The organism is Cupriavidus sp. R6-3 (assembly GCF_059772245.1).
This window is the reverse complement of record NZ_JCBAJO010000059.1, coordinates 1-23,014: the sequence shown is the minus strand read 5'-3', so window position 1 is coordinate 23,014 and position 23,014 is coordinate 1. Positions and strand designations below refer to the sequence as shown.

Here is a 23,014-nt window from a genome sequence, read left to right as displayed (position 1 = left end):
TTGCACAACAGGGCAGCACTGTGTCACAACAGGACAGTTCGCTGCCCACCGTCACCATCGTCGCCGCCGCGCCGCTGCCCGGCATCGGCGTGGAACGCGATGCCTTGCCCTATTCGGTGCAGAGCGCCGACGGCGAGGCGGTGACGGGCCCGCGCGCGGGCAATCTGGTCGAATACCTGAGCCGCAATCTGCCCGGCGTCAACGTCAACGAGATCCAGGGCAGCCCGTTCCAGGCCGACGTGACCTATCGCGGCTTTCGCGCTTCGTCGATCCTCGGCGTGCCGCAGGGCCTGTCTGTCTATCTGGACGGCGTTCGCGTCAACGAACCGTTCGGCGATGTGGTGAACTGGGACATGATTCCCGAAGCCGCGCTCGACAATGTCGCGCTGGTGTCGGGCTCAAACCCCGCCTACGGCCTGAACACGCTCGGCGGCGCGCTCGCGCTGACCACCAAATCCGGCCTCACCTCGCAGGGCTTCGGCGCCGACCTGTCCTACGGCAGCGGCGCCCGCAAGCGGGCCGATCTGTCCTTCGGTGCGCGCAGCGAGGACGGCTGGCACGGCTTCATCGCCGGCACGCTGTTCAAGGAGAACGGCTGGCGCGACCATTCCGATGGGCGGCTCGGCAACCTGTTCCTGAAGGCGGGCCGCAGCAGCGGGTCGACCGAGTGGGACGTGTCGCTGCTGCACGGCAGCAGCAGGCTGGTCGGCAACGGCCTGGTACCGGACTATCGGCTCGATGGCGACGCAGCGGTGCCCGACCTGTACGCGGCCAACCGGCGCGCGGTGTTCACCTATCCGGACCAGACCCGCAACCGCGTCACGCAGGTCATGCTCAACGGCAGCCACTGGCTCGACGACAAGACCCGCATCTCCGCGATGGCCTATGTCCGCCACAGCCGGCGCGATACCGTCAACGGCGACGTCAGCGAGGACTATGCCGAGTACGCCGAGGCCTGCGAGGATGGTTTCCATCCCGACGGCTCGCCGGTCGACGACGACTGCGGCCTGACACGAGAGCAGGGCGCCGCGTTGCATCCGGCCGTGCTGAACACCACCCACACCCGCCAGCGAGGGGAAGGCATTGCGCTGAGCCTGGCCAGGGAGCTGGGCGCGCACCGCATCAACATGGGAATGACGTTCGACGCAAACCGCGTGCGTTACGCGCAGTACGAGCAGGAGGCGCTGCTCAGTGCCGACCGGGGCGTGACCGCCGCGCCGGGGTCCGACGTCGAGCTGTTCTCTGGCGCCCATGGCAAGTCGCGCGCGATCGGGCTTTATCTGGCCGACCTGTGGGCGCTGACGCCGAGCACCCATCTGAACCTGTCGGCACGCTGGAATCGGCTGAAGGTCACCAGCACGCTGATCGACAGCGACGGCAGCGACAAGCCGACGGAGCGCTTCACCTACAGCAAGCTCAATCCCGCCATCGGCGTGACCCAGCAGGTCGGGGCGGGGCTGACGCTGTTCGCCAGCGCCGCGCAGAGCAATCGCGTGCCGACCGTGATCGAGCTGGGCTGCGCCGACCCCGCCCAGCCATGCCGCTTGCCCGCCGGCCTGCAGGCCGACCCGTATCTGAAGCAGGTGGTGTCCCGCACCTACGAGGTCGGCGCGCGCTGGCGGCCGTCGCGCGACTTCGAGCTGTCGGGCGCGGCCTACCGCACCGACAATCGCGACGACATCCTGTTCCTGCGCGCACCGAACAGCCAGCAGGGGTATTTCTCGAACTTCGATCGCACCCGCCACCAGGGCCTGGACCTGCTGGCCAACTGGCGCCTCGACGCGGTCACGCTGCGGCTCGGCTACAGCTATCTGCAGGCCACCTACCAGGCCAATGGCCGCATCCTGGCCGGCGAGCGCACCATCGACGTCCGGCCCGGCATGCGGCTGGCCGGATTGCCACGGCATACGCTGAAGTTCGGCGCCGACTGGCGCGTGACGCCGTCGTTCGCGGTGGGCGCCGACGTGCTGGCGGTGTCGTCCAGCGTGATCAGCGGCAACGAGGACGGCCTGGCCAGCGACCCGCGGCCGGGCAGGGCGCCGGATGCGCGGCGCTGGGATACCGCCGGCTATGCCACCGTCAATCTGCGCGCCAGCTATCGGGTCAGCAAGCAGCTCGAGCTGTATGCGCGCATCGACAATCTCTTCGACCGCCGCTATGCCAGCTACGGTCAGCTGGCCGAGAACATCCTGCCGGACGGACGGCTGGTGCAGCCGCACGTGGCGCCGCAGGATGCGGCGACGTCGCGCTTCATCGCCCCTGGGGCGCCGCGCAGCATGTTCGTCGGGCTGCGGTACCGGATGTAGCGCGGGACAGGGGGACGGCAGGGCGGCGCGGGGCCGATGTCGCGGGGCCGATGTGCTAGGCTCCCGCACTTTGCCCTTCACGCCATCGCCATGCAGCCGTCGTTCGCCGCCTTTCGTGCCGCGCTTGCCAGTTTCGTCAGTTCACGCGCCCTCAAGCTCGCCGTCGGTCCGATCGTGGTGCTGCTGATCGCCGGTGCGATCTTTCTGGGCCTGCCGCTCGTCATGCTGATGACCGGCGTCGTGCCGCCCTGGGTGCAGGCGCTCTACGGGGGCGCGGGTGGGGTCGCGCAGACGCTGCTGGTGGTGCTGTACCAGCTCGCGCTGATCCTGCTGGTGGCGCTGTGGTCGATGCCGGGCGCGGTCGCACAGATCGGACCGGCTTACTCCGCAGCCGGCCCGTCTCCCGACGCCATGGCGGGCCAGCGCGGCGCACTGGCGCACTACATCGGCACCTACATCGTGCTGTGCGCGGTGACCCAGTTCCTTGGCACGGTGCCGCTGCTGTACGGCGTGGCCAACCTCGCGGCCCAGGGCTGGCTGGCGATGCGGCTGATGCCGTATCTGGCCCTGCGCAAGCGCGCATCGGCCAGCGAATTCGCGGCGCTGACCAAAGCTTGGCGCCTGCCGTTCGCCGGCGTGGCGATCGCTGGTGTCGTGCTCAGCGGCCTGATCGCCGCGGCCATCTCGGGAGCAATCGCGCTGCTGCTGCCCGGGCCGGCAGCGTTTGCCGGCGTGACCATCGGGCGCGTGCTCGGGATGCTGTTTCTCGTTTACTGGTTCGCGCACCTGTCGCTGCGGGCGCTGGCCGCGATGCGGGGAGATGCGGCGAGCGCCCGGCCCGCGCTGCCGTAGGCGGAAGGCCATCGCGGTAAAGCGGTGGCCTCTGGCGCCTACGGGCGATTGTTCCGGATCATCGCACCCGGCGGCCCGCTCGATCCGCCGAACCAGGGCTCGACCCGCGCCTGGTTCTGTTCGACCAGTACCGAATAGTTGTCCTTGAAGCTGTTCGGGAAAAAGATCATGCCGGGGCTCGCCACCCGGTTTCCTCGTACCAGGATGCCGGACAGCGTCGCGCCCGGCATGCCTTGCACCGCCAGCCCGCGCGTGACGTTGCGCGCCGCCGTGCGCATCACGAAGACCGGGTCGCCATCCTCGGCGACGGTGTTATCCAGGCAGTCGATATTGAAGGTCGGCAGATAGGTGTTGTCGCCATAGGGACCATAGGCCGCGATGGCGATGCCGTCGCCGGCGTTCATGTTGTAGTTGTGGTCGATCACGCTGTCGAACACGCCGCCAAAGAACAGGATCGAATTCAGCGCGCGGCCATGCATGTTGCGGAACTCGTTATGGCTGACGGTGATGCGCAGATAGCCGGTGGTGATGTTGATCACCGAGGACGAATCGGGCACCACGTCCCATGGCGTCGCCAATTCCATCACGCGGCCCTTGATCGATTTCAGATGCCGGTACTGGCCGACGCCCGTGCCGGCGACGATCGACATCAGCACGTTCTCCGGATTGCTGGTGCCGACCATGTCCCAGTTCGGATCGCGCGCCAGCGTCACCGTACTGGCCGAGCTCGCGGCGAGCCTGCCCAGATACGCGCCGCCGCCGCCGTCCGTCGTAAAGAACTGGTTGGTCGGCGTGTAGGTCATGTTGCGGAACAGGTTGTAGCCGAGATAGAAGTTGCGCGTGGCGTTGGCCGTGGTGCCGCTGATCATCGGCCGGCTGGCGCCGATCACCACGCCTTCGTTGATCTCGTCCTGCGCGCCGAACAGATTCTTGGTGACGACGACGTTCTGGCTGTTGGCAATGCCGTAATCGCCCTTGGTCGCCCGATTGCCAGCGATCAGCACGCCGTCGCCGTAGTCGATGGAGAGCGTCTTGCGCGAGCTCAACGTCGAATTGACGATGCGCAGGTCGGGCCCGGAAATCTTGATCAGCTGGGCGCTTTCCGCGCCGTTGGTGTAATCGGCCGACACGACGAAATTGACGCGCTGGATCAGGATATGGCCGTGCGTGCGCGGATCGCTGCCCAGATCCGCGGCCCGCAGCATCGTTTCGCGATGGGGCCCGCGCAGCGTCAGCGAGGCGATGCCGAAATGACTGTCGCCGGTGATCCATGACGCGGGGGTGGCCGCGGCGTTGTTCGCCTTGCCGAGCAGGGTGGTCGCGTCCTCCGATTCCCCAACCAGATACTGATGGCGGCGCAAGGCGATCGTTCTCGAGATGGCGAATTGCCCGGCCGGCAGCTTGAAGACGGTGCGGACGCCGTTGCTGCGGTTCTTGTCGAGGCACGCTTGCAGCGCCGGGGCGTTGTCGGTGACGCCATCGCCGGCCAGTCCCGGGCAGGCCACTACCGCGGGCGGTTTTGGCGCGGGTTGAATGCGGATCGGCACCGGCAGCGCCGCAGTCAGGTCCTTTTTCGGGGAGCCGATCCACACATGGTAGGGGCCGGGCGCCATGTCGGCGGGCACGGCCGCCACCAGCGCGGTATCGTCCGCGTGCTCGACGGTCAGCGGATAAAGCCGGTTGTCGGCCGATTGCAGATAGGCTTCCTTGCTGCCGTTGAAGTTCTTGCCGAACAGCCGCAGCTTGCCTCCGGCCTCGGCGCCGCAGTTGACCAGCTCATGCGCCGGCGCCTCCAGGCTGGAATCGGTATCGGGCGTGCCGAGAATCCACTGGATTTCCGGCCGATTGACGATGCCTTCCAGCGCCGGCACCGCGCGATCCTGATCCTCGATGCGGTAGGCGTAGGGGCCGTATTTCAGGTTGGCCGGGATGGTGAAGGTCAAGCCCGTGGAACTCAGGTTGACGGCCGGCACCGTGATCGCGCTGGCCCGGACCGCGCTGCGCCAGTCGGTCATCCCGGACGTCAGCGCCGCCAGCCGCACGGTCTTGCGGTTGCCGGTGAAGGCGCCGCTCATCAATACGCTCTGGCCGGGCCGGTTCTCGCGCGAGGTCCAGAAAATGGCGTTCTTCTCGTAGACCGGATCGCTGTCCGGCCGCATCCGGTTGACATCAACGAACACCGCCCGCTTGCCGCTGCCGGTGTCGCCGTTCCTGCCGATCATCGGGTTGGCGCACCCGCTCAGCGTGCCGGCTTCGGTAATGGGCGCGACCGGCGTGCCCGCCGCGACCGCGGGCGCCGAAGCCCCGCGCGCCTCAGCGCCGCCCGCCACCGCCTGCCAGCAGCCGAACAGCGCCAATGCGGCCGTCAACAGGCGCTGTCGAAAGCGAAACGCTGGTTTCATGGCTACCCCCGGTTGTGTCTGGCGAACGGACGGCCATGGCAGAACTGCGCCCATCGCCTATATCGGACGGGCCATTAATGTCTGAAAACGACGCCCGTCACAGTACGAGACGGCACACAAGGAGGAATCGGAGATCCTGCCCGTCCTTCCTGCTTAGCGGAGGGAGATCAAATGGCCTACAATTTGGCATCAATTGATCCAAGATCTACGGCGCCCTGAGTTTCGCGGGCGCAATGCTCGAGATTCTCGTTCACTCACGCATCGGCAAGGTGCCTCGCCAGCATGTCGTGGTGGTTGCCGACGTACCTGACGACATCGCGCTCGAACGTGCAGGGCCGGACGACTTGCCGGCGGGATGGGACGAGAGGCTGTTCCGGGCGCCGTAGTCCGTGTCCGCCGCCGGGCAAGCTCATCCGCCGATTGCCGATGAGGGATGGAAGCCCCGGGGGCGGTCCCCGGGACTGTATGCGCTGTACGGGCCGTACGAGCGTTACTCCGCCGAAATCTTCGCCCGCTTCACCACCTCGCCATAGCGCTGCAGGCGATCGGCCATCATGCGTTCGAAGGCGGCGGGGGCCATGTCTTCCGGCGGGACCACGCCGCGGGAGCGCAGGGCAGCCTGCATGGCGGGATCGCTGGCCGCCTTGCGCACGGCCTGGTAGATCTTCTGCACCACCGGCTGCGGCGTGCCGGCCGGTGCGGCGATGCCGGTCCACGAGCTCAGGTTCAGTTCGGGATAGCCCAGTTCGGCCAGCGTCGGCACGTCCGGCAGCTGCTCGAGGCGCTGTTCGGAGGCGACCGCCAGTGCGCGGACTTTGCCGTCCTTGACGTGCGGCAGCATGATGACGAGGTTGTCCAGGATGAACTGCACCTCGTTGCTCAGCACCGCCGTGATCAGTTGCGAGCCGCCGCGGTACGGGATATGGGTCGCCACCGCACCGGTGCTGGCCTTGAACATCTCGACGTTCAGCTGGCCCATGCTGCCGACGCCGCCGCTGCCGTAATCCAGCTTGCCCGGGTTCTTCTTCGAATAGGCGATGAACTCCGCGAAGGTGCGCACCGGCAGGCTGGAATGCACGACCAGCGCATTGGGCTGGCGGCCCAGGATCGCAATGTTCTCGAAGTCCTTGATCGGGTCATAGCCGATGCGCGGCTGCGTCAGCGGATTGGCCAGGTGGCTGCTCTGCGACGACACCACCAGCGTGTAGCCGTCGGGCTTGCTGCGCGCGACGACCTGCGTCGCGACCGAACCGCCCGCGCCGGGACGGTTGTCGACGACCACCGGCACGCCAAGAATGCGCGACAGCGGCTCGGAATACTGGCGCGCCATGATGTCGACCGATCCGCCGGGCGGGAAGGGGACCACCAGCGTGATGGGACGCGACGGCCAGTTTTCCTGCGCCACGGCGCCAAGCGGCGCGGCGGCGGCAATGGCGGCGGCGCTCAGGCCAAGACCAACGAAGCGGCGGCGGGAGAAGGGCAGGTTCTGCATGATCAGAAAGGCAGGATGGAAAAGGGATTCGTTCGATGGCGGGACATGCCGATCATTGCAGCCCGAGGATGGCCAGCGCCAGGGCCTGCGCCCGTGGCACGAAGGTGGACAACTCGCAGTACTCGCGCTCGGTGTGCGGATGGCCGCCGACCGGGCCGGTGCCGCACAGCGTCGGCGTGCCGGCCGAGCTGGTCAGGCCGCTGTCGGCCGCGCCGCCGGTGAATTCACCGTCGACGGTAAAGCCGACGCGTTCGGCGCTGCGCTGATAGAGCGACAGCAGGGCCGCGGGCGTCGTCGCCATCGGCATCGTGCGGCGCATGTCGGTGATGCGCCCGCGCGTGCGGGGAATCGATTCGGCCTCGACGATCTCGCGGATGCGGCCGTACAGCGCGTCCATGTCGGTATCGGCGGTGAAGCGCACATCGAGCTGCGCCCTGGCATGCGGCGCGACCATGTTCGGCACGATGCCGCCCTGCACGCAGCCGACATTGGTGGTGATGCCCGATGCCGGGTCGGTCAGCGCATGCAGCGCCAGGATCTTGCGCGCCAACGCATCGATCGCGCTGGCGCCATGGGCGTGGTTGATGCCCGAGTGCGCGGCCACGCCCTCGACCTCGAACTCGACCACCATCGAGCCCTTGCGGCCCGTCACCAGGTTGCCGCTGACGCGCCCCGGCTCCGCATTGAACACCGCGCGCACTTCACGGGCGACGGCCATGATCCGATCGCGCGTGGCGGGCGAGCCGATCTCCTCGTCGCACGAGAAGAACAGCCGCACCGGCGGCGCCTGCCGGCCCAGCCGCGCCAGCGCCTCGGCAACGAACACATTGAGCACCAGGCCGGATTTCATGTCGGCGACGCCGGGACCGTAGGCGCGTCCATCCTCGACGCGGAAGGGCCGCCTGGCCGCCGTGCCTTCGGGATAGACCGTATCCATATGCCCCATCAGCAGGACCGGCAGGCCCTCGCCGGAGCCCGGCACCTGCGCATCGAGGCAAACGCCGTATCCCGGCACAGCATGGAAGCGCACGGCGATGCCGGCGGCTTCCAGATGCGCGCGCAGGACCTCGGCCACGGCCTGGACGCCGGCTTCGTGGCGGCTGCCGCTGTCGATGTCGACGATCTTCAGCAGCAAGTCCTGCATCGCCTGATGCTGGCCTTGCAGCCAGTCCAGCAGCGCCTGCGCGCCCTGGGCAACTTCCTTATCCTGCATGGGGTTCCTGTTCGCGACGGATGACCGAATACCGAAGACCGGTGCCCGGTCCGCGATGAAAGACGTGATGGGAGGCGCAACAACATGCGCCGTGAAACATGTATTGCAACGGTGATATCATCATGCAATACGTATTGCAGAGTGTCAATATGACGAATTCCCGCAAGGAAAGCGCCGATCATGGCGCCACGCTGCTGGACCGGCTGGCGCGCGAAGCCGCCACGTTGACCGCGCGCGAGCGCGAGCTGGCCGATGCGCTGACGCGCGGCTATCCGCATGTGCTGCTGGAATCGGCGACCGCGCTGGCGGCACAGCACGGCACCAGCGCGTCGACCGTGGTCAGGCTGTTCGCCAAGCTCGGCTATGCCAGCTATGCCGACGCCCAGCGCGAAGCGCGGGCCAGCGTAACGGCCGCGCTGCCAACCGCGGGACAGCGCGCGCCTGCGCTGATCGGCGGCAAGCGAACCTTGCGGGCCTGCCTCGACGATGCGTTGATGCACGACCAGCACAACCTGACCGCCACGCACGAATCGCTGGACATCGCCGCCTTCGAGGCGATCGCACGCCTGCTGGCCGGAGGAAAAGGGCGCCTGTTCATCCTCGCGCAGAAGAACAGCGCGCCGGTCAGTGCCTGGCTGGCGCTGCATCTGAACATGTGCCGGCCCAATGTGCAGGAGCTGGGCGCCGGCGCCGTGACGGCCACCGACGGCATGCTGTGGGTCCAGCCGGAAGACGTGCTGCTGACCTTCAGCGTCCGCCGCTATTCCAGCGCGCCGGTCAGCATCGCCCGTGCCTTCCGCGAGCGGGGCGCCCGCGTCGTCGCCATCTGCGACAGCCCCGCCGCGCCGCTGGTGCCGCTGGCCGACCACCATCTGCTGGTGCGCACCGCCAACGCATCCCCATTCGACTCCTACACGGCGGCATTCTTCCTGTGCAATGCACTGGTGTCCGCCGTCGCCCAATTGCGCCAGCCGGCGGTGATCGAGGCGCTGCAGCGGCGCGATGCGCTGTGGCAGGCGTTCGAGACCGATCCGGTGGAGGGATTGCGAAAGGGGTAGGGCGCGAAGGTCCGGTACTTGCCCGGCGCCGGCCCCGCTATCGGCGCGGGCACCGGCATGGTGTTCGGCATCGACCGATCCCCGCCAAATGTGGACACCTTGGCATGGCTTGGCGTCCCGATTCCGTCCGCCTAAGCTAGTGGTCTGGCTAAAAAAACCACGGGGAGACGAGGACGATGAACCGGCCGAATCGACGTCGTGCGACATGGATCGGGCTCGGCATTGCCGGTATGGTGGTCATCGCGCTGGCCGCCGGCGCGGCGTGGCTGCTGTCCTTGCCGCCGGCCACAACTCCCGCCGCGCCGCCGGCGATCGCCGATTCCGAGCGGGCCGCCACGCTGTCGGCGCTGAAGCCGCCCAAGCGCCCGCGCCCGGTGATCGCCATCGTCGGCATCAACGACGCCACCGAAACCACCGACTATCTGATGCCCTATGGCATCCTGCGCCGCGCCGACATCGGCGAGGTGGCGGCATTGGCGACGCAGCCCGGACCGGTGAAGCTCTACCCCGCGCTGCGGGTCGAGCCGGATGCAACGATCGCGCAGTTCGACGCGCAGCATCCCCAGGGCGCCGACTACGTGCTGGTCCCGGCGATGAGCCGCGACGACGATCCGACCGTGCTGCAATGGATCCGCGGCCAGGCCGCCAAGGGCGCCACCGTGATCGGCATCTGCGCCGGAGCGAAGGTGGTGGCCGCAGCCGGCCTGCTCGACGGCAAGCGGGCCACCACTCATTGGTACTACCTGAACGACCTGCTGGAGAAGCATCCCACGGTACGCCACGTCCCCGATCGGCGCATCGTGGTCGACGGCCGCGTCGCCACGACCACCGGCATTTCCGCCTCGATGCCGATGACGCTGACGCTGATCGAAGCCGTGGCCGGCCGCGACAGGGCAGAGGCGGTCGCCCGCGACCTGGGCCTGCCGCATTGGGATGCGCGCCACGACAGCGACGCCTTCACCTTCACGCGTCCCTTCGCCTTGACGGCGATGGGCAACACCATGGCGTTCTGGAACCGCGAACGGCTCGGCATCGCGCTGCGGCCCGGCGTCGACGAGGTATCGCTGGCGCTGGTCGCCGACGCGTGGTCGCGCACCTACCGTTCGCAGGCCATCTCCTTCGCCGCGCAGCCGGGGCCGATCCAGACCCGGAACGGCATCCGGCTGCTGCCCGAGCAGGTGGGCAAGGACTGGGATGGAGAACGCGCCATTGCACTCACCGCGGAACCGCACCCGGCGAAGGCGCTTGATGCGGCCCTGAACGGCATCGGCCAACGCTACGGCACGCGTACGGAAGCACTCGTCGCCATGCAGCTGGAATATCCCGGCGAACATGGGCGAACCGAGACGCGAACCACCCCAATGCAGTAGAACCCAACGGAGGAGACACGATGGCAAAGATGATTTTCCTGAACCTGCCGGTCCGCGATCTCGCGGCCGCGACGCGCTTCTACGAGGCGATCGGCTGCGTCAGGAACGAGCAGTTCAGCGACCATCAGACCTCGTCGATGGTGTGGTCCGATACCATCAACTTTCATCTGATGACGCACGCCTATTACGGGACCTTCACCAGCAAGCCGATCGCCGACGGGCACCAGACCAGCGCCATGCTGATCGCGCTGTCGATCGACAGCCGCGAGGAGGTGGACGCCATCGTCGAAGCCGCGAAATCGGCCGGCGGACGCGCGGACATTCGCGAGCCGCAGGACATGGGTTTCATGTACCTGCGCACCTTCGAAGATCCGGACGGTCACCTGTTCGAGCCGGTGTGGATGAACCCGGCGGCGATGATGGGCGAGCAGGACGCGCAATAGCGGAACGCCGGGGACCGCTCGGCAGGTTTTTCTCCGCGCGTAGCGGTCCCGCAGCGCATCCCCACGACACATCGCCGCACGTCGCAATACCTCGCAGCACGTCACAACATCCAGTCGATCGGCAGCAACGACAAGCCCCGGATCCACAAGCGCTCCAGCCAGCTGGAATTGGGCTCGGTATCGTGGCGAATCGTGTCGCTGCCGCGCCTTTCGAGCCAGTACAGGCTGCCGTCGTCGGCCAGCCGGACCTCATAGGCGTTCTGCGGAACGCTGGTATCGAATGCGGATTCGATCCTGCCGGCCAGCGCGGGACTGTCGATCACGAAACCCAATTCGGTATTCAGATGGGCCGAGCGCGGATCGAAATTGAGCGAACCGACAAAGGCCCGCTGCGCATCGACGGCGAACGTCTTGGCATGCAGGCTTGCGCCGGAGCTGCCGAACGGCCCGGCGCGCTCCTCGGCCCTGGAGCGGGGAGTGGTATCGGCCTTGTCCGCGGGCGGCGCGACTTCGCGCCGCAGCTCGAACAATTGCACGCCGGATTCGAGCAGCGCGCGGCGCCATTTGACATAGCCGGAGTGCACCACCTTGACGTCCGTGGCCTCGGCCGCATTGGTCAGCACGCGCACCTTGACCCCCTTGGCGGCGAGGTCGGCAAAGGTCTTCGCACCGGCCTCGGTCGGAACGAAGTAGGGCGACACCAGGTCCAGTTCGCGCGTCGGCACGCCGATGGTCTCCATCAGCTGATGCCCGATCAGTCCATTGCTCGGCGCCTTGCCCAGGACCTTGGCGGGATCGTCGCTGACGATCTGTGTCTTTGCCCACTCGAACGCCAGGGTGCCATCGATGATGCGACGGTAGGCCGGCAGTGCCTTCAGGGCGTTCATGTAAGCCGTGGCGGCGGGGTCGCGCTCCGCGGTGGCGGCCTCCCGGGCCAGTTGTTCCAGCCTGTCCGGGGACACGGGCAACGCGATCCGGTTCACCGGATACGCACTGGCGCTCGCCCAGTAGCGATCGAAGTCCCGTTCGACCTCGGCAGCAATCGGCCCGACGGCCAGCACGTCCAGATCGGAAAACAGCACGCCATCGGTGGCGCCAAAATATTCGTCGCCGACATTGCGTCCGCCCACGATGGTCGCCTGCGCATCCACCGTGAACGATTTATTGTGCATGCGCCGGTTCAGGCGGCGGAAGTCCGTCAGATAGCCGATGAATTTCGGCGAGCGCACGACGAATGGATTGAACAGGCGGACTTCGATGTTGGGATGGGCGTCCAGCGCGGACAGGATTTCGTCGAGGCCCGAGATGCCGTTGTCGTCCAGCAGCAGACGCACGCGCACGCCGCGCTCGGCGGCTTCATGCAGGGCATCGAGCAGCAGCGTGCCGGTGGTGTCGCGGCGCCAGATGTAGTACTGCACGTCCAGCGTGCGCTCGGCCATGCGGGCGCCATGGACCCGCGCGGCGAAGGCCTCGCGCGGATCGGCCAGCGGGTGGATGCCCGACAGGCCGGGACGCTCGGCCAATGCCGGCGCCAGCGCGCGGCCCAGCGCCGTGTCGCGGGACTCTTCCGGCGTCAACGCATGCGATTCGGTTCGGGGTTCCAGCGGTGGCAGGGCGCATCCGGCGAGCACGAACATCGCGAAAACGGCGGGGACCAGCGGACGCAAGCGGGAGAACAGGCGATGGGAGGCAGTGTGCATGGACGTTCGAGACGATCGACGGCCCGGTCAACGGACTGAAGAAGATACGAACTATAAAGCAGCGCCACGCCATTGCTTCGCCGCGGCACGGCCGGTTCGCGTCATGGTGCCCCAAACACGCGCCAACGCGTGCCAACGCGCCTCAACGCGTGCCGCAACTCAAAACCGGTGATTGACCGTCAATTCCACCCGCCGTCCGGCCCCTTGCAACCATTGGGTCGGATTGTAGTAGGCCGTTGCGACATAGTGCCGATCGAACACATTGAAGCCGCGCAGTGACAGCGTGGTGTGCTTGCGCGGCCGCCATTGCAGCAGCAGGTCGGTGGTGGTGTACGCCGGCATCTTGAGCGTATTGGCGCGGTCGGCGAAGCGGCGGCCGACATGGCGGATGCCGGCGCCGGCCGTCCATTCCGGCAGGAAGCGCCAGGTCAGCCAGGCATTGGCCAGGCGCTCCGGCACGTCGGTCGGCACGTTGCCATTGCGCGAGACCGCCGTGCCGTTGACCGATTCGGTGAACCGGTCGTAGCGCGCCTGCAGCAGCGCGGCATTGGCATCGAGCCGCCATCCCGGCAGGAATTCGACGCCGATGCTGGCCTCGATGCCGCGCGAGGACTGCTCGCCAACCTGTACGCTTTGCGTGGGATTGACCGCGTCGCGCGTGACCAGGTTCTTCTTGACGATGTGGTAGGCCGCAACGGTCCATTCCCCTTTGCCATTCCAGAAGTCCTGCTTGACGCCGGCCTCGACCTGGCGACCGGTGGACAGCTCGAAATTGCTGTTCGACGAGGAAAGCATCAGCAATGCGCTGACGGGATCGGCCGCTTCCGAATACTGCGCGTAGACAGCCAGATTCGGCGTCAGGTTGTACACCGTGCCGGCACGCCAGCCGATGTGCGAAAACGTCCTGTCGAATGCCTCCCGATTGGCCACCAGATCGTGGCGCTCGATCCTGGCATGGTCATAGCGCAAGCCGCCCAGCACGGACGACCGCGGCGTGATTTCCAGCCGATTCTCGGCGAACAGGGCGTACTGCACCGCCTCGTTGCTGTAGCGCGGCGTGGTGCCGGCGACGTTGATGAAATTGCCGCGATCGAACGTGTAAGGATCGACCACCGTGCTGCCCGAGTAGGGCGAATTATTGGTATGGCGAAACGATGCCCGATTGACATCGAAGCCGACCGACACGCTGTTGTTCATGCCGAACAGCGCATGGCGATAGACCGCATCGGTGGTATTGCCGACCTGCCATTGATCGTGAAGGATCTCGACATAGGACGAACGCTGGATCAGGCCGCTCGCCGGCAGATAGTCGTAGTACTCGGCATTGCGCCAATGACGCTTGCTGTCGATGTAATACGCCCGCGAGCGAACCGTCAGATCGGCGTTCGGCATCCACCGCGCCGACAATTCGGTCCACTGGTCGTCGAACTGGATGCGGCTGTCGCTGACGTTGTAGTTTCGGGTCCGCAAGGACGGATCCTGGCGGCCATTGACGAGCGGCACGCCGAAATACCGTGCCGGCTGCTGCCAGCCCTTGGCGTAGCTCAGCTTGATGCCGAGCTCCGGCGTTGGATCCCATTGCAGCGCGCCCGATACGGACAGATTGCGCGAATCGCCGAAATCGACCGACCCGTCCGTGCGATTGCCGCTGATATCGAAGCGGTATGACCAGCGCTCGTCGATCGCGCCGCCGCTGCCGAAGGCGAGCCGCTGGGTGTTCTCCGTGCCGATCGTCGCCTGGATTTCGTTCTCCACCGGTCCGCGCGTTGGCTTCTTCGGCACGACGTTGACGACCCCGCCGATCGCGCCTTCGCCATAGATCACCGAGGCGGGTCCGCGCAGTACCTCGATGCGTTCCACCGACCAGGTGTCGAAGGGATACGTCACGCCGATCCCGCCGTATTGGCGCACGCCATCGTAGAGCCGCATCACCGACGCCGCATCGGTAAAGCCGCGGGCGGACAACGAAGCGCCGCCATTGCCGGGATGGCCGAGGCCCGACAGCCCCGGTGCACGGGTGATGGCATCGACCAGCGATACATCGCCGCGGACTTCGAGCTGATCGCGGGCAATGACGTCCACGCTGGCCGGCGTCTGCATCGGCGTCAGGTCGAGGTTCGATCCGGTCGAGGCCGGCTCATCCAGCGCGGTCTGCCCGGCGGCATGGACGGTGACCGGTGCCAGTACGTGGACCTCAGGAGAAGGGTCGGCCGCCTGGGCGGAAAGGCATACTGCGGCAGCGGCTAGCGCCACCTCGCGGGGAAGGAGTCGGGCCATTGAGAAAGCGGGCGTGTCCCAGGTGAGACGGCAGGAATGCCGCGAGACACCGTTGTTTTTGGTGCCAGATTCTATTGGCCACGCCGTACACGGTACATGCGACACCATGCCGCAGGACCCGCGCGGGATTTCGTCGCACAGTACGGATCGGCGCGGCGATCCGCCTCACTCGCCAAAAAAATGACGCCAATAGGCCAATAACCCCAATAACCCAATAACCCAATAACCCAATAGCTTCGATAGCGCCATCACGCATTCACCGCTCCCGCAGATGTCCGTACCGACACCCCGATCGCCCGCCGCAGCGCCTGCCCCAACGTCCGCCGCCCACCGCACGCTTTGGCGCTGGCATTTCTACGCCGGCCTGTTCGTAATGCCCTTTCTGATCGTGCTGGCGATCACCGGCACCATTTACTGCTTCCAGCCGCAAATCGAACCCTTGCTGTATCCGGGGCTATTGCGCGTGACACCGCAGGGCGAGCCGCTGTCCCCGCAAACGCTGCTGGAGCGGGCGAGGGCGGCCGCGCCGGCCGGCGCCGTGGCCACGACCTACACCATGCGCAACGATCCGCGCGCCAGTGCGGAGTTCATCTTCCGCCTGCCCTCGGGCAACAGCGAAAGCCTCTATCTGGATCCCTATTCAGGCGCGGTGCTGGGCAGCCTCAGCGTGGAAGACCGCTTCATGAAGCAGGTCCGGTTGCTGCATCGCGCCTTGCTGGCAGGAAAGCCCGGCGAATTGCTGATGGAACTGGCCGGATGCTGGACGCTGGTGATGATCGCCACCGGCCTGGCCATGTGGTGGCCGCGCTTGCGCGAATCGGGTGTGAGGGCGTTTGCAATGCGGCCGGCAAGCGGCAGGCGAGGGCGGTGGAAGGAAATCCATCTGATGCTCGGCGCTTCGCTGGCGATCGGCGCGCTGGTGTTCGTGCTGTCCGGTCTGCCGTGGACCGCCTTCTGGGGCAAGCAATTCAAGGCCATCACGACGGCCGCGAACCTGGGGCGCCCGGCCGATGGCGAAGCAGGGCATGCGCACGCGCCCGTCCGTGAGGGCAATCATGCCGCTCATGGCGATCACCGGCGACACGGCAGGACGATGGAATCGCTGCCGCTGAGCGAAATCCCGTGGGCGACGGGATTGACCGCCGTGCCGGTCGGAACCAGCGCATCCGCCGGCCATGCGCCGATCGGTCTGGATCGGGTCGTTGCCATCGCCGGCTCGCGCGGAGCCGGCGCGGGATGCCAGGTGGCACTGCCGGGAACGCCCGATGCGGTCTATTCGGTGTCGTGCTTCCCCAGCGACCCCAAGGCCGAAAGAACGCTGCATATCGATCCGCACAGCGGCAATATCGTCCGGGATATCCGCTACGACGACTACGGCCCCGTCGCGAAGGCCGTGTCGTACGGCACCTCGCTCCATATGGGCCGGTATTTCGGCCTTGCCAATCAGATCGCATGCGCCGCGATCTCGCTCGGCCTGATGGCGCTGGCCATCACCGGCTTCGTCATGTGGATCAAGCGCAAGCCGGCCAATGCATTGGGCGCGCCGTCGCGTCCGTCGAGCCCGCCGCCGATGCGCGCATGGATTGCCGGACTGGCGGTACTGGGGGCGATATTCCCGCTGATGGGAATCACGATGCTGCTGGTCTGGCTGATCGATCGGCTGGTGCACAGAGCGGCCGGCGTGCCGTCGAGACCGGTACGGCAATGATCGGGACGGGATGTCCGGACCGGGATCGGCGGATCGGCGGATCAGCCCGTCCCGGCACCCGTGGTCGGCTGCAGCACGATAATGGCCATGCCGGCCAGCGCCACCGCGGCGCCGAGGACGTCCCAGCGCGTCAGCGGCAGCCCGTCCACGATGCGAAGCCACACCAGCGCGACGGCAATATAGACGCCGCCATACGCCGCATAAGTTCGACCGGCGGCGGTGGGATGCAGGGTCAGCAGCCAGGCGAAGGCCGCCAACGCCAGGGCCGCGGGAACCAGCAGCAGCGGGGTCTTTTCCTGCTTTAATACCAGGTAAGGCAAATAGCAGCCGACGATCTCGGCCAGCGCCGTCAGCACGAACAGCGCCGTATAGGCAAGGAAGGTCACGATCGAAGCGGGCAGGGTAGCGGTGGACCGCATTGTCCCATGGCCCTGCGGACTTTCCGTCAGGCTGACGGAACGGTGCTAAGGTACGAGCTGCCTGCGCCGGGAGACATCGATATGAAGAACAACGAATTGCCGCAAGACCGATCCGCCTCCGCATTGATCGACGCCCGCATCGAGGAACTGGGCGACTGGCGAGGCGAAATGCTCGCCAGACTCCGCGCCCTGATCAAGGAAGCCGACCCGAACGTCATCGAGGAATGGAAATGGCGCGGCGTTCCGGTGTGGTCGCACAACGGCATCATTTGCACCGGCGAGACCTACAAGAGCGTCGTCAAGATGACGTTCGCAAAGGGCGCTTCATTGCCGGATCCGGCAGGGTTGTTCAATTCGAGTCTTGAAGGCAATACGAGACGGGCCATCGATTTCGCGGAAGGCGCGCAAATCGACGAGAAGGCGTTGAAGGAACTGGTGCGTGCGGCGGCTTTGCTGAATAGCACAAAGGCAAAGAAGTAGGTTGCCATCAGAATCGCAGAGCATCCACGACGCTGCCGACGTATTCCCGGATACATACGAGGAAGAGGGGAAAGAGTGCTATTCGCCGTTCGCTTTCATGATATTCCTGGGCAAACACACGTACGGACTAGCCACTTCAAAGCCCACATCGACTGGCTTGACGGGCATCGCGACCGGATCCTCATCGCCGGCTCCTTAAGAGAAGCGGAGTGTGAAGCTCCAGTCGGAGGGCTATGGATCGTCAGTGCGGCCAACAAGCTTGAGGTCGAAGCGCTGTTGCAGTCGGACCCGTTCTGGGTGCATGGTCTGCGAGAAAAAGTCGAGATTCAGTCGTGGCACCGCGCCTTCCCTGACCCCGTCACGATATGACCAAGTCCGAATTGCACGAGTTTTTGACGTCGACCTTCGACCTTGTCGTTGACCCGGTAGAGCGTGGCAATGGCAGGACCTACTTCTTGAAACGGGTCGATTGGAGGCCAGGATCTACGACGAGAGTTCTTCGCGTAGAAAGCTCGGATGAAACGGTACGTCATATCAGACTTTGCGTTTCATCCGACAACAACAACAGCGTTTTCGCAATACACCCGTTGCGACTGTCCAGCTTGGTGAAGGTTGTGGGGGATGAAATAGGGCGTCTCCACGAGCGCGAAGGCGCATCCGGCTAGTTCATGGCCAGTCTCGCCTTGGACATGGCCGGCATCATCATACTTACTCCGGCAGCCACCTGGCCCGCACGCGCCCGAAGTCACCAGTAGCGGTGCTCAGATGCAGCCACTGGTCCACGAAGTGCTTGAACACGTCATCGCCCTGCGGCAGCAGATAGGCCATCTCCGCATACTGCAGCGGCTTCTGCGGATTGACGGCGCATAGTTCCGGATGGGCCTTGCTTTGCACGATGGCTTCGGCGGCTTCCGTGACGAAGACGTCGGCATTCTTCTTGATGACCTCGTCGAAGATGGTCACGTTGTCCGTATGGATCCGCAATTGCGCGCGGCCGAGATGCGTCCGTGCAAAACGCTCGTTGCTGCCGCCGGGATTGGCGATCACACGCACCGCCGGCTGATTGATCGCCTCGATGGTCTGGTACCTGGCGACGTTCTCGCAGCGGGTCAGCGGCGTCTTGCCGTTGATCATGTAGGGCGCACTGAAATAAGCCTGCCGCTGGCGTTCCAGCGTCACGGAAATACCGCCCACGGCGATGTCGCATTTGCCGGCCACGAAGTCCGGCATCAGGTTCGACCAGCTCGTCTTGACGTATTGCGGCTTGGCCTGCAGCGCGGCAGCGAGCGTCTGCATCAGGTCGACGTCCAGCCCCTCGAATACGCCCGGCGCCTTCTCGAAGCTGAAAGGCTTGTAATCGCCCGGCGTGCAGACCCGCAGCGTGCCGCTTTGCTGGACGCGGTTCAGCGTCGAACTGGCCGGCTGGGCCAGCGCGAAGCAGGGCAGGGCGGCTGCGGCCACGACGGCAAGGGCTTTGGTTGCGCTGATCATTTCGCAAATCTCCTCATCGACTTGTGAGATGTAGTTCGGATGTCGAAGCGGGATTGTGCACGAAATGTCCGGGCGGCCTATCGGTCTGGACAATTGCCTGCCCAATTTGCCTACGCGCAATTTGCCATGAGGAATGCAGCGGGAACGAATGCGGGCTCAGGTTCGACTGCTTTCGAGGCCGACTGCCTGCCGAGGCAGCGTCTTTGCCAACAACATCGCGAACGCGGCGGTGCCCGTCGAGCACCGCCGCGCCTCGCGACATTACGGTGCGAGCGGATGTCCGATCACCATCCCGTTGTCCGGGGTAATCCGGATCCATGTGCCCGCCAGCGGCTGCTCCTGCTCACCGGGCTTGCTGTAGTCGCAGACTCCACCCGGGAACACCGCGCGTAACGCCGCGAGATCGGCCTCTTGCTGCGAACCGGTCCACGACGGATTGCGTTCCGCGTAGCCCGCGTAGTCGCTGACCGTCACGGGCTTGAGCTGGCATTGCATCGTCCGGGCATGGAGCGGCTCGCCCGCCTCGAAGCGGGGATACGACGAGGCAGGGAACATCGAATTGCATCGCGACGGCGTTTCGCTGACCTCGACGACGTCGGCCGGCGAATTGCTGCCATTGCCCTTGCGGAACACGGTGCTGAATCCGCCGAATCGCTGCGGCTCCGCGATAAAGTCGTTGGCCGCGCCAGCCGTGGTGGCACCGAAACAGCCATCGACGATGTCAGCCGGTTTGTTCTTCACGACTTTTGCCGCGCGCGAATCGGCGGTGCGGTCGCTGACCACCGCGGTCAGCCATCGGTCCATGCCAAAGAACGCCTTTTGCATGGCCGGCAACGATCGCCCGGTGTGAGCGGGGCGCGGAGCCTGAACGGGCATCGTATGGTGGGCATTCGGATCGTGCACGAAGCTGCCCACATTGGCCGTTCCAGTCCACATGACATGATTCGCGAACTGGCCCGTTGCCGCCGCGATACGGGCGCGGACAATGAAGTGGAAGAACTTCAGATGCATATCCCCGGCGCCCGTGAACTCGTTGTTCAAGCCATCGAGGTTCAGGATAGCGGTACTACGAAGGCCGGCCCCGCCATACATGATCATGCCCGTCTGATAGGCCCGCTTCAGCGCCTCGGCGTCCGCGCGCATGCGATCCGTGCGGAGATTGCCGTCAATATCCTGGCCGCCAATTTTGCGATTGAGGTCGATGAATTGCGCCATGGAAATCAAACCGGTGTTCAACGCGTTGAGGCCGTACTGGATGCCGACATTTCCGGTGAACGAACGAGCGAATCCCGTCGACGGATCCACGCCAAGAATGTTCTTGTTGTGGTCGTTCACGTTGGGACGAAGACCGGTCGGATTGGCGGGCAGCAGGCTGACCGGCGGCGCCGGCAGGACGCCCATGGGCGCGCTGGTCACCACGTTGGCCGGGCTGTACTTCTCGGCATTGCCGATGACCGCATTGAACACGGAGCTGTTTCCGGCGCCTCCCATCACGTTGTCCCGATCGCCCTGGTTCGCCGGCCGCAGAACCGAATCCGTTCGCGCGGCCCAGAAGCTGGCTTGCTGGCGAACGCTGTGATAGGTGCCATAACCCGAGGCAGCGGCAATCTCCGCGTTGGTCCAGTTCAACAGCGTCGGGTCCGCGGCGCGCCTGGCGGCGGTGGCATTGTCGTAAGTCGGATCGTAAGGACTGTTGGGGACAGGCGAGTAGGTCCCGTTCTGCGTCGTCCCGCCCTTCGTATGGTTGAGCTGGAAGTTGTAGAACAGACGGCCTTCCATGCTTTGCGGGCCGCCGTTATCCGGAAAGCCCGCCAGCATGACGATGCCATCCAGCAGTCCCGGATAGGTATCGGCAATCATGCTCTGCTGCATGGCCGATCCGGAGGAACCCCAACCCATCGTGTAAAGCACCGGCCCGTTCGCTTCGATGAACCGCTCCTTGACCATCATCATGGTTTCGGCGGAGATGATGTGATTGCAGTTCTGGCCGAAATAATTCAGCGTCGAATTGGCTACCGCGAACCCCTTGCTGAGCGGCAGATCATTCAAGGCATTGAAATCGCCGGCCGCGCCGTTCGCGGAATTGTTCGAGCCGCCCACGGGGCCCATCGATCGGCCCTGGACATACCAGCCGCCGCCGCAACTCTGCCCGAACGGGTAGACCAGCCGCCCGTTGAATTCGCTGGGCGGATTCACCGCGCTGGGATTCGGGTTCTTCTTTGGATCTCCCAGCACGGCGATCTGGTAAATGCCTCGATTGATGACGCCGGTCTCCAGTCGAACGATATACGGCACGGTTCGGCCATCGAGCAGCGTGGTTGTCTCTACATTGGCCGGCGGATTCGCCGGATCGTACGGCTGCCAGACCGCGGTTCCTGACTTCGTCGCATCGTGATAGACCCAATCGACCCGGGTTGGGGCGGCGCAATTGGGATCGGTGTTCGGCCCCGCGGTGAGCGTCGGGCCGCCCGGATAGACCGTGAACGTATCGGTCTGGCAGTGGAAGCTGCCTTCCTGGGGCGCGTACAGAATCGGTCCCTGGATGGGATAGGCGGTCAGCGTCAACGATCCGCGCACCTTCGCGTCGGCGGCCGCGTCGACGACGTCGATCCTGTTCTCGCCTTGCTTCAGCCCTGACACCAGGCCAAGCATCGATTTTCTCGACGGATTCGGCTTGAAGCTGCCCGTCACATCGACGCCGTTCAGCTTGACCTTCGCGCCGGCAATGTTGCCGCCATCGGTCTGCGTCAGTTCGATCAACGTGTCATCGCCACTGACCAATCCCTCCGGCGAAGACAGGCTCTTGACCGTCACCGCCGGTTTCGCGGGTTCGTCGCGGTCGCCTCCACATCCGGAAACAGAAAGCACCAAAGCCGTCAGCCCGACGACAGCAAAGGGCAGGGCGGTCCGAGTTCCCCGTCGGCCTTCCCGTGCGACGGATCGATTGCCCGCTCTTTGGGGGGCGCTTTGCCAAACCATGATTGTCTCCTGATGTTTTAGTGGAAGCCGGCACTGGCGGCCTTATATATTCCGCTTTGCGGAATAATGGATAAATATCGCGCTGGGAAATAATCAGTCTATAGCGCGCTGGGAAGTTCTCAATGCGAAAACACTCCCGACGAAGCATTTATTGAGAACCGACATATGTTTCATGCACCGGAGTAATGCCATCCCCGTTTCGATCGATGAGCTCGACCGGCAGCGACGGTAATGTGTGCTACATATTGCGTCGGCGCGGCTTTGAAGGCGGCGCGGACCGTTCGGCCCAGGGGTGGCGCCACCGACAACGAACCACTGCAGAGGTAGATATCTCGCCGGCCATGGATTTGAATTGACCTCATTCCCGGCGGGCAGCGTGACAAACGGCGGATATATCAATTTATCGCGACTTCCAACCGCTGCATGCCGATAAATGCGGCGCCCGAGAATATTTCCATTCCAGCAAAGGCCGATGACTTGCATTCCTCAATTCGTACGCCAAAGGTATCTCGGCGTCTTTTTTGGCTAAATGGAAAATTCCAGCCATTCGCTTTGAGATGGAAAGCAGTCCAATCGGCCATGCTGCCGTTTCGACCGGCCAAGCGTCTTGCGCGAGGATTGGCTCGCCAGAATCCTTTCCCAGTCGAACCAGAGCGGCTCGGACCTCGGCCCGCCGGCGACTGCAACGTCGGGGCGACTCCCAGGACGGACATTTCTATTTATCCAGAAGGTGACATTTCTATTCACGCCTAACATCTGTGCCGCCGATAATGTTTGTTATGTTAAATGGCAGATATCCCTGCGGCCGCGCGCTCCTGGCCGGC

At 65.2% G+C, this 23,014-nt stretch carries 18 protein-coding genes; 9 read left to right on the top strand and 9 right to left on the bottom strand.

Features of this window, described 5'->3' with window-relative positions; translation table 11 throughout:
• Positions 1-2,306, top strand: a 2,306-nt coding sequence (locus tag AC6EI8_RS12090; protein ID WP_498382026.1) for a TonB-dependent receptor, incomplete at its 5' end; no start/stop codon positions are given.
• 90 nt (positions 2,307-2,396) lie between these two features.
• Positions 2,397-3,158, top strand: coding sequence for a hypothetical protein (locus AC6EI8_RS12085; protein WP_498382025.1), 762 nt, complete (start codon positions 2,397-2,399; stop codon positions 3,156-3,158).
• A gap of 38 nt (positions 3,159-3,196) precedes the next feature.
• Here the strand turns inward: AC6EI8_RS12085 and AC6EI8_RS12080 are convergent, their stop codons facing one another.
• Positions 3,197-5,527 carry a glycosyl hydrolase family 28-related protein gene (locus tag AC6EI8_RS12080; RefSeq protein ID WP_498382024.1) on the bottom strand — a complete coding sequence of 777 codons (2,331 nt, stop codon included), beginning with the start codon at positions 5,525-5,527 and terminating at the stop codon, positions 3,197-3,199.
• A gap of 236 nt (positions 5,528-5,763) precedes the next feature.
• Between AC6EI8_RS12080 and AC6EI8_RS12075 the strand changes: the two genes are divergently transcribed.
• Complete coding sequence (locus AC6EI8_RS12075) at positions 5,764-5,946, top strand: RES domain-containing protein (RefSeq protein ID WP_498382027.1); 183 nt, start codon at positions 5,764-5,766, stop codon at positions 5,944-5,946.
• Between the two features lie 104 nt (positions 5,947-6,050).
• On the opposite strand, the gene AC6EI8_RS12070 is transcribed toward AC6EI8_RS12075, so the two are convergent.
• Positions 6,051-7,052 carry a Bug family tripartite tricarboxylate transporter substrate binding protein gene (locus AC6EI8_RS12070; RefSeq protein ID WP_006578080.1) on the bottom strand — a complete coding sequence of 334 codons (1,002 nt, stop codon included), beginning with the start codon at positions 7,050-7,052 and terminating at the stop codon, positions 6,051-6,053.
• A gap of 52 nt (positions 7,053-7,104) precedes the next feature.
• On the bottom strand, positions 7,105-8,265 hold the full coding sequence (locus AC6EI8_RS12065) for a M20 family metallopeptidase (RefSeq protein ID WP_498382023.1): 1,161 nt from the start codon (positions 8,263-8,265) through the stop codon (positions 7,105-7,107).
• 149 nt (positions 8,266-8,414) lie between these two features.
• On the opposite strand from AC6EI8_RS12065, the gene AC6EI8_RS12060 reads away from it, so the two are divergent.
• The 3 genes from AC6EI8_RS12060 to AC6EI8_RS12050 all read left to right on the top strand — a co-directional run bounded on the left by AC6EI8_RS12060 (position 8,415) and on the right by AC6EI8_RS12050 (position 11,136).
• Positions 8,415-9,323: a MurR/RpiR family transcriptional regulator gene (locus AC6EI8_RS12060; RefSeq protein WP_265632416.1), complete on the top strand. Its 909-nt coding sequence runs from the start codon at positions 8,415-8,417 to the stop codon at positions 9,321-9,323.
• Positions 9,324-9,499: 176 nt separating this feature from the next.
• Positions 9,500-10,693: a DJ-1/PfpI family protein gene (locus AC6EI8_RS12055; protein WP_498382022.1), complete on the top strand. Its 1,194-nt coding sequence runs from the start codon at positions 9,500-9,502 to the stop codon at positions 10,691-10,693.
• Between the two features lie 20 nt (positions 10,694-10,713).
• Positions 10,714-11,136, top strand: a complete 423-nt coding sequence (locus tag AC6EI8_RS12050; RefSeq protein WP_150084118.1) for a VOC family protein — start codon at positions 10,714-10,716, stop codon at positions 11,134-11,136.
• A 101-nt stretch (positions 11,137-11,237) separates the two neighbouring features.
• Here the strand turns inward: AC6EI8_RS12050 and AC6EI8_RS12045 are convergent, their stop codons facing one another.
• Positions 11,238-12,836 (bottom strand): phospholipase D family protein, encoded by a 1,599-nt coding sequence (locus tag AC6EI8_RS12045; protein ID WP_498382021.1) that lies wholly within the window; start codon positions 12,834-12,836, stop codon positions 11,238-11,240.
• Between the two features lie 159 nt (positions 12,837-12,995).
• Complete coding sequence (locus tag AC6EI8_RS12040) at positions 12,996-15,113, bottom strand: TonB-dependent receptor (protein WP_498382020.1); 2,118 nt, start codon at positions 15,111-15,113, stop codon at positions 12,996-12,998.
• Positions 15,114-15,384: 271 nt separating this feature from the next.
• On the opposite strand from AC6EI8_RS12040, the gene AC6EI8_RS12035 reads away from it, so the two are divergent.
• Entirely contained in the window at positions 15,385-16,821 is a 1,437-nt protein-coding gene (locus AC6EI8_RS12035; RefSeq protein WP_226106374.1) for a PepSY-associated TM helix domain-containing protein, read from the top strand.
• Positions 16,822-16,862: 41 nt separating this feature from the next.
• On the opposite strand, the gene AC6EI8_RS12030 is transcribed toward AC6EI8_RS12035, so the two are convergent.
• Complete coding sequence (locus AC6EI8_RS12030) at positions 16,863-17,240, bottom strand: YnfA family protein (RefSeq protein ID WP_149318719.1); 378 nt, start codon at positions 17,238-17,240, stop codon at positions 16,863-16,865.
• Between the two features lie 81 nt (positions 17,241-17,321).
• On the opposite strand from AC6EI8_RS12030, the gene AC6EI8_RS12025 reads away from it, so the two are divergent.
• Complete coding sequence (locus AC6EI8_RS12025; RefSeq protein WP_226106373.1) at positions 17,322-17,720, top strand: DUF1801 domain-containing protein; 399 nt, start codon at positions 17,322-17,324, stop codon at positions 17,718-17,720.
• Between the two features lie 75 nt (positions 17,721-17,795).
• On the top strand, positions 17,796-18,089 hold the full coding sequence (locus tag AC6EI8_RS12020; protein WP_498382019.1) for a YciI family protein: 294 nt from the start codon (positions 17,796-17,798) through the stop codon (positions 18,087-18,089).
• 339 nt (positions 18,090-18,428) lie between these two features.
• Here the strand turns inward: AC6EI8_RS12020 and AC6EI8_RS12015 are convergent, their stop codons facing one another.
• From AC6EI8_RS12015 to AC6EI8_RS12005, 3 genes are all read right to left on the bottom strand, one after another.
• Positions 18,429-19,211 carry a transporter substrate-binding domain-containing protein gene (locus AC6EI8_RS12015; protein WP_226107021.1) on the bottom strand — a complete coding sequence of 261 codons (783 nt, stop codon included), beginning with the start codon at positions 19,209-19,211 and terminating at the stop codon, positions 18,429-18,431.
• Between the two features lie 261 nt (positions 19,212-19,472).
• Positions 19,473-22,190 carry a DUF6351 family protein gene (locus tag AC6EI8_RS12010; protein ID WP_498382018.1) on the bottom strand — a complete coding sequence of 906 codons (2,718 nt, stop codon included), beginning with the start codon at positions 22,188-22,190 and terminating at the stop codon, positions 19,473-19,475.
• A gap of 395 nt (positions 22,191-22,585) precedes the next feature.
• Entirely contained in the window at positions 22,586-22,771 is a 186-nt protein-coding gene (locus tag AC6EI8_RS12005; protein WP_265632429.1) for a hypothetical protein, read from the bottom strand.
• Positions 22,772-23,014 lie beyond the last annotated feature (243 nt).

Coding starts and splice junctions, on each gene's coding strand:
- AC6EI8_RS12030 (WP_149318719.1), bottom strand. CDS start 17,240: ATGCGGTCCACCGCTACCCTGCCCGCTTCGATCGTGACCTTCCTTGCC.
- AC6EI8_RS12065 (WP_498382023.1), bottom strand. CDS start 8,265: ATGCAGGATAAGGAAGTTGCCCAGGGCGCGCAGGCGCTGCTGGACTGG.
- AC6EI8_RS12015 (WP_226107021.1), bottom strand. CDS start 19,211: ATGATCAGCGCAACCAAAGCCCTTGCCGTCGTGGCCGCAGCCGCCCTG.
- AC6EI8_RS12005 (WP_265632429.1), bottom strand. CDS start 22,771: ATGGCCGATTGGACTGCTTTCCATCTCAAAGCGAATGGCTGGAATTTT.
- AC6EI8_RS12050 (WP_150084118.1), top strand. CDS start 10,714: ATGGCAAAGATGATTTTCCTGAACCTGCCGGTCCGCGATCTCGCGGCC.
- AC6EI8_RS12070 (WP_006578080.1), bottom strand. CDS start 7,052: ATGCAGAACCTGCCCTTCTCCCGCCGCCGCTTCGTTGGTCTTGGCCTG.
- AC6EI8_RS12010 (WP_498382018.1), bottom strand. CDS start 22,190: ATGGTTTGGCAAAGCGCCCCCCAAAGAGCGGGCAATCGATCCGTCGCA.
- AC6EI8_RS12025 (WP_226106373.1), top strand. CDS start 17,322: ATGAAGAACAACGAATTGCCGCAAGACCGATCCGCCTCCGCATTGATC.
- AC6EI8_RS12085 (WP_498382025.1), top strand. CDS start 2,397: ATGCAGCCGTCGTTCGCCGCCTTTCGTGCCGCGCTTGCCAGTTTCGTC.
- AC6EI8_RS12055 (WP_498382022.1), top strand. CDS start 9,500: ATGAACCGGCCGAATCGACGTCGTGCGACATGGATCGGGCTCGGCATT.
- AC6EI8_RS12060 (WP_265632416.1), top strand. CDS start 8,415: ATGACGAATTCCCGCAAGGAAAGCGCCGATCATGGCGCCACGCTGCTG.
- AC6EI8_RS12045 (WP_498382021.1), bottom strand. CDS start 12,836: ATGCACACTGCCTCCCATCGCCTGTTCTCCCGCTTGCGTCCGCTGGTC.
- AC6EI8_RS12035 (WP_226106374.1), top strand. CDS start 15,385: ATGTCCGTACCGACACCCCGATCGCCCGCCGCAGCGCCTGCCCCAACG.
- AC6EI8_RS12040 (WP_498382020.1), bottom strand. CDS start 15,113: ATGGCCCGACTCCTTCCCCGCGAGGTGGCGCTAGCCGCTGCCGCAGTA.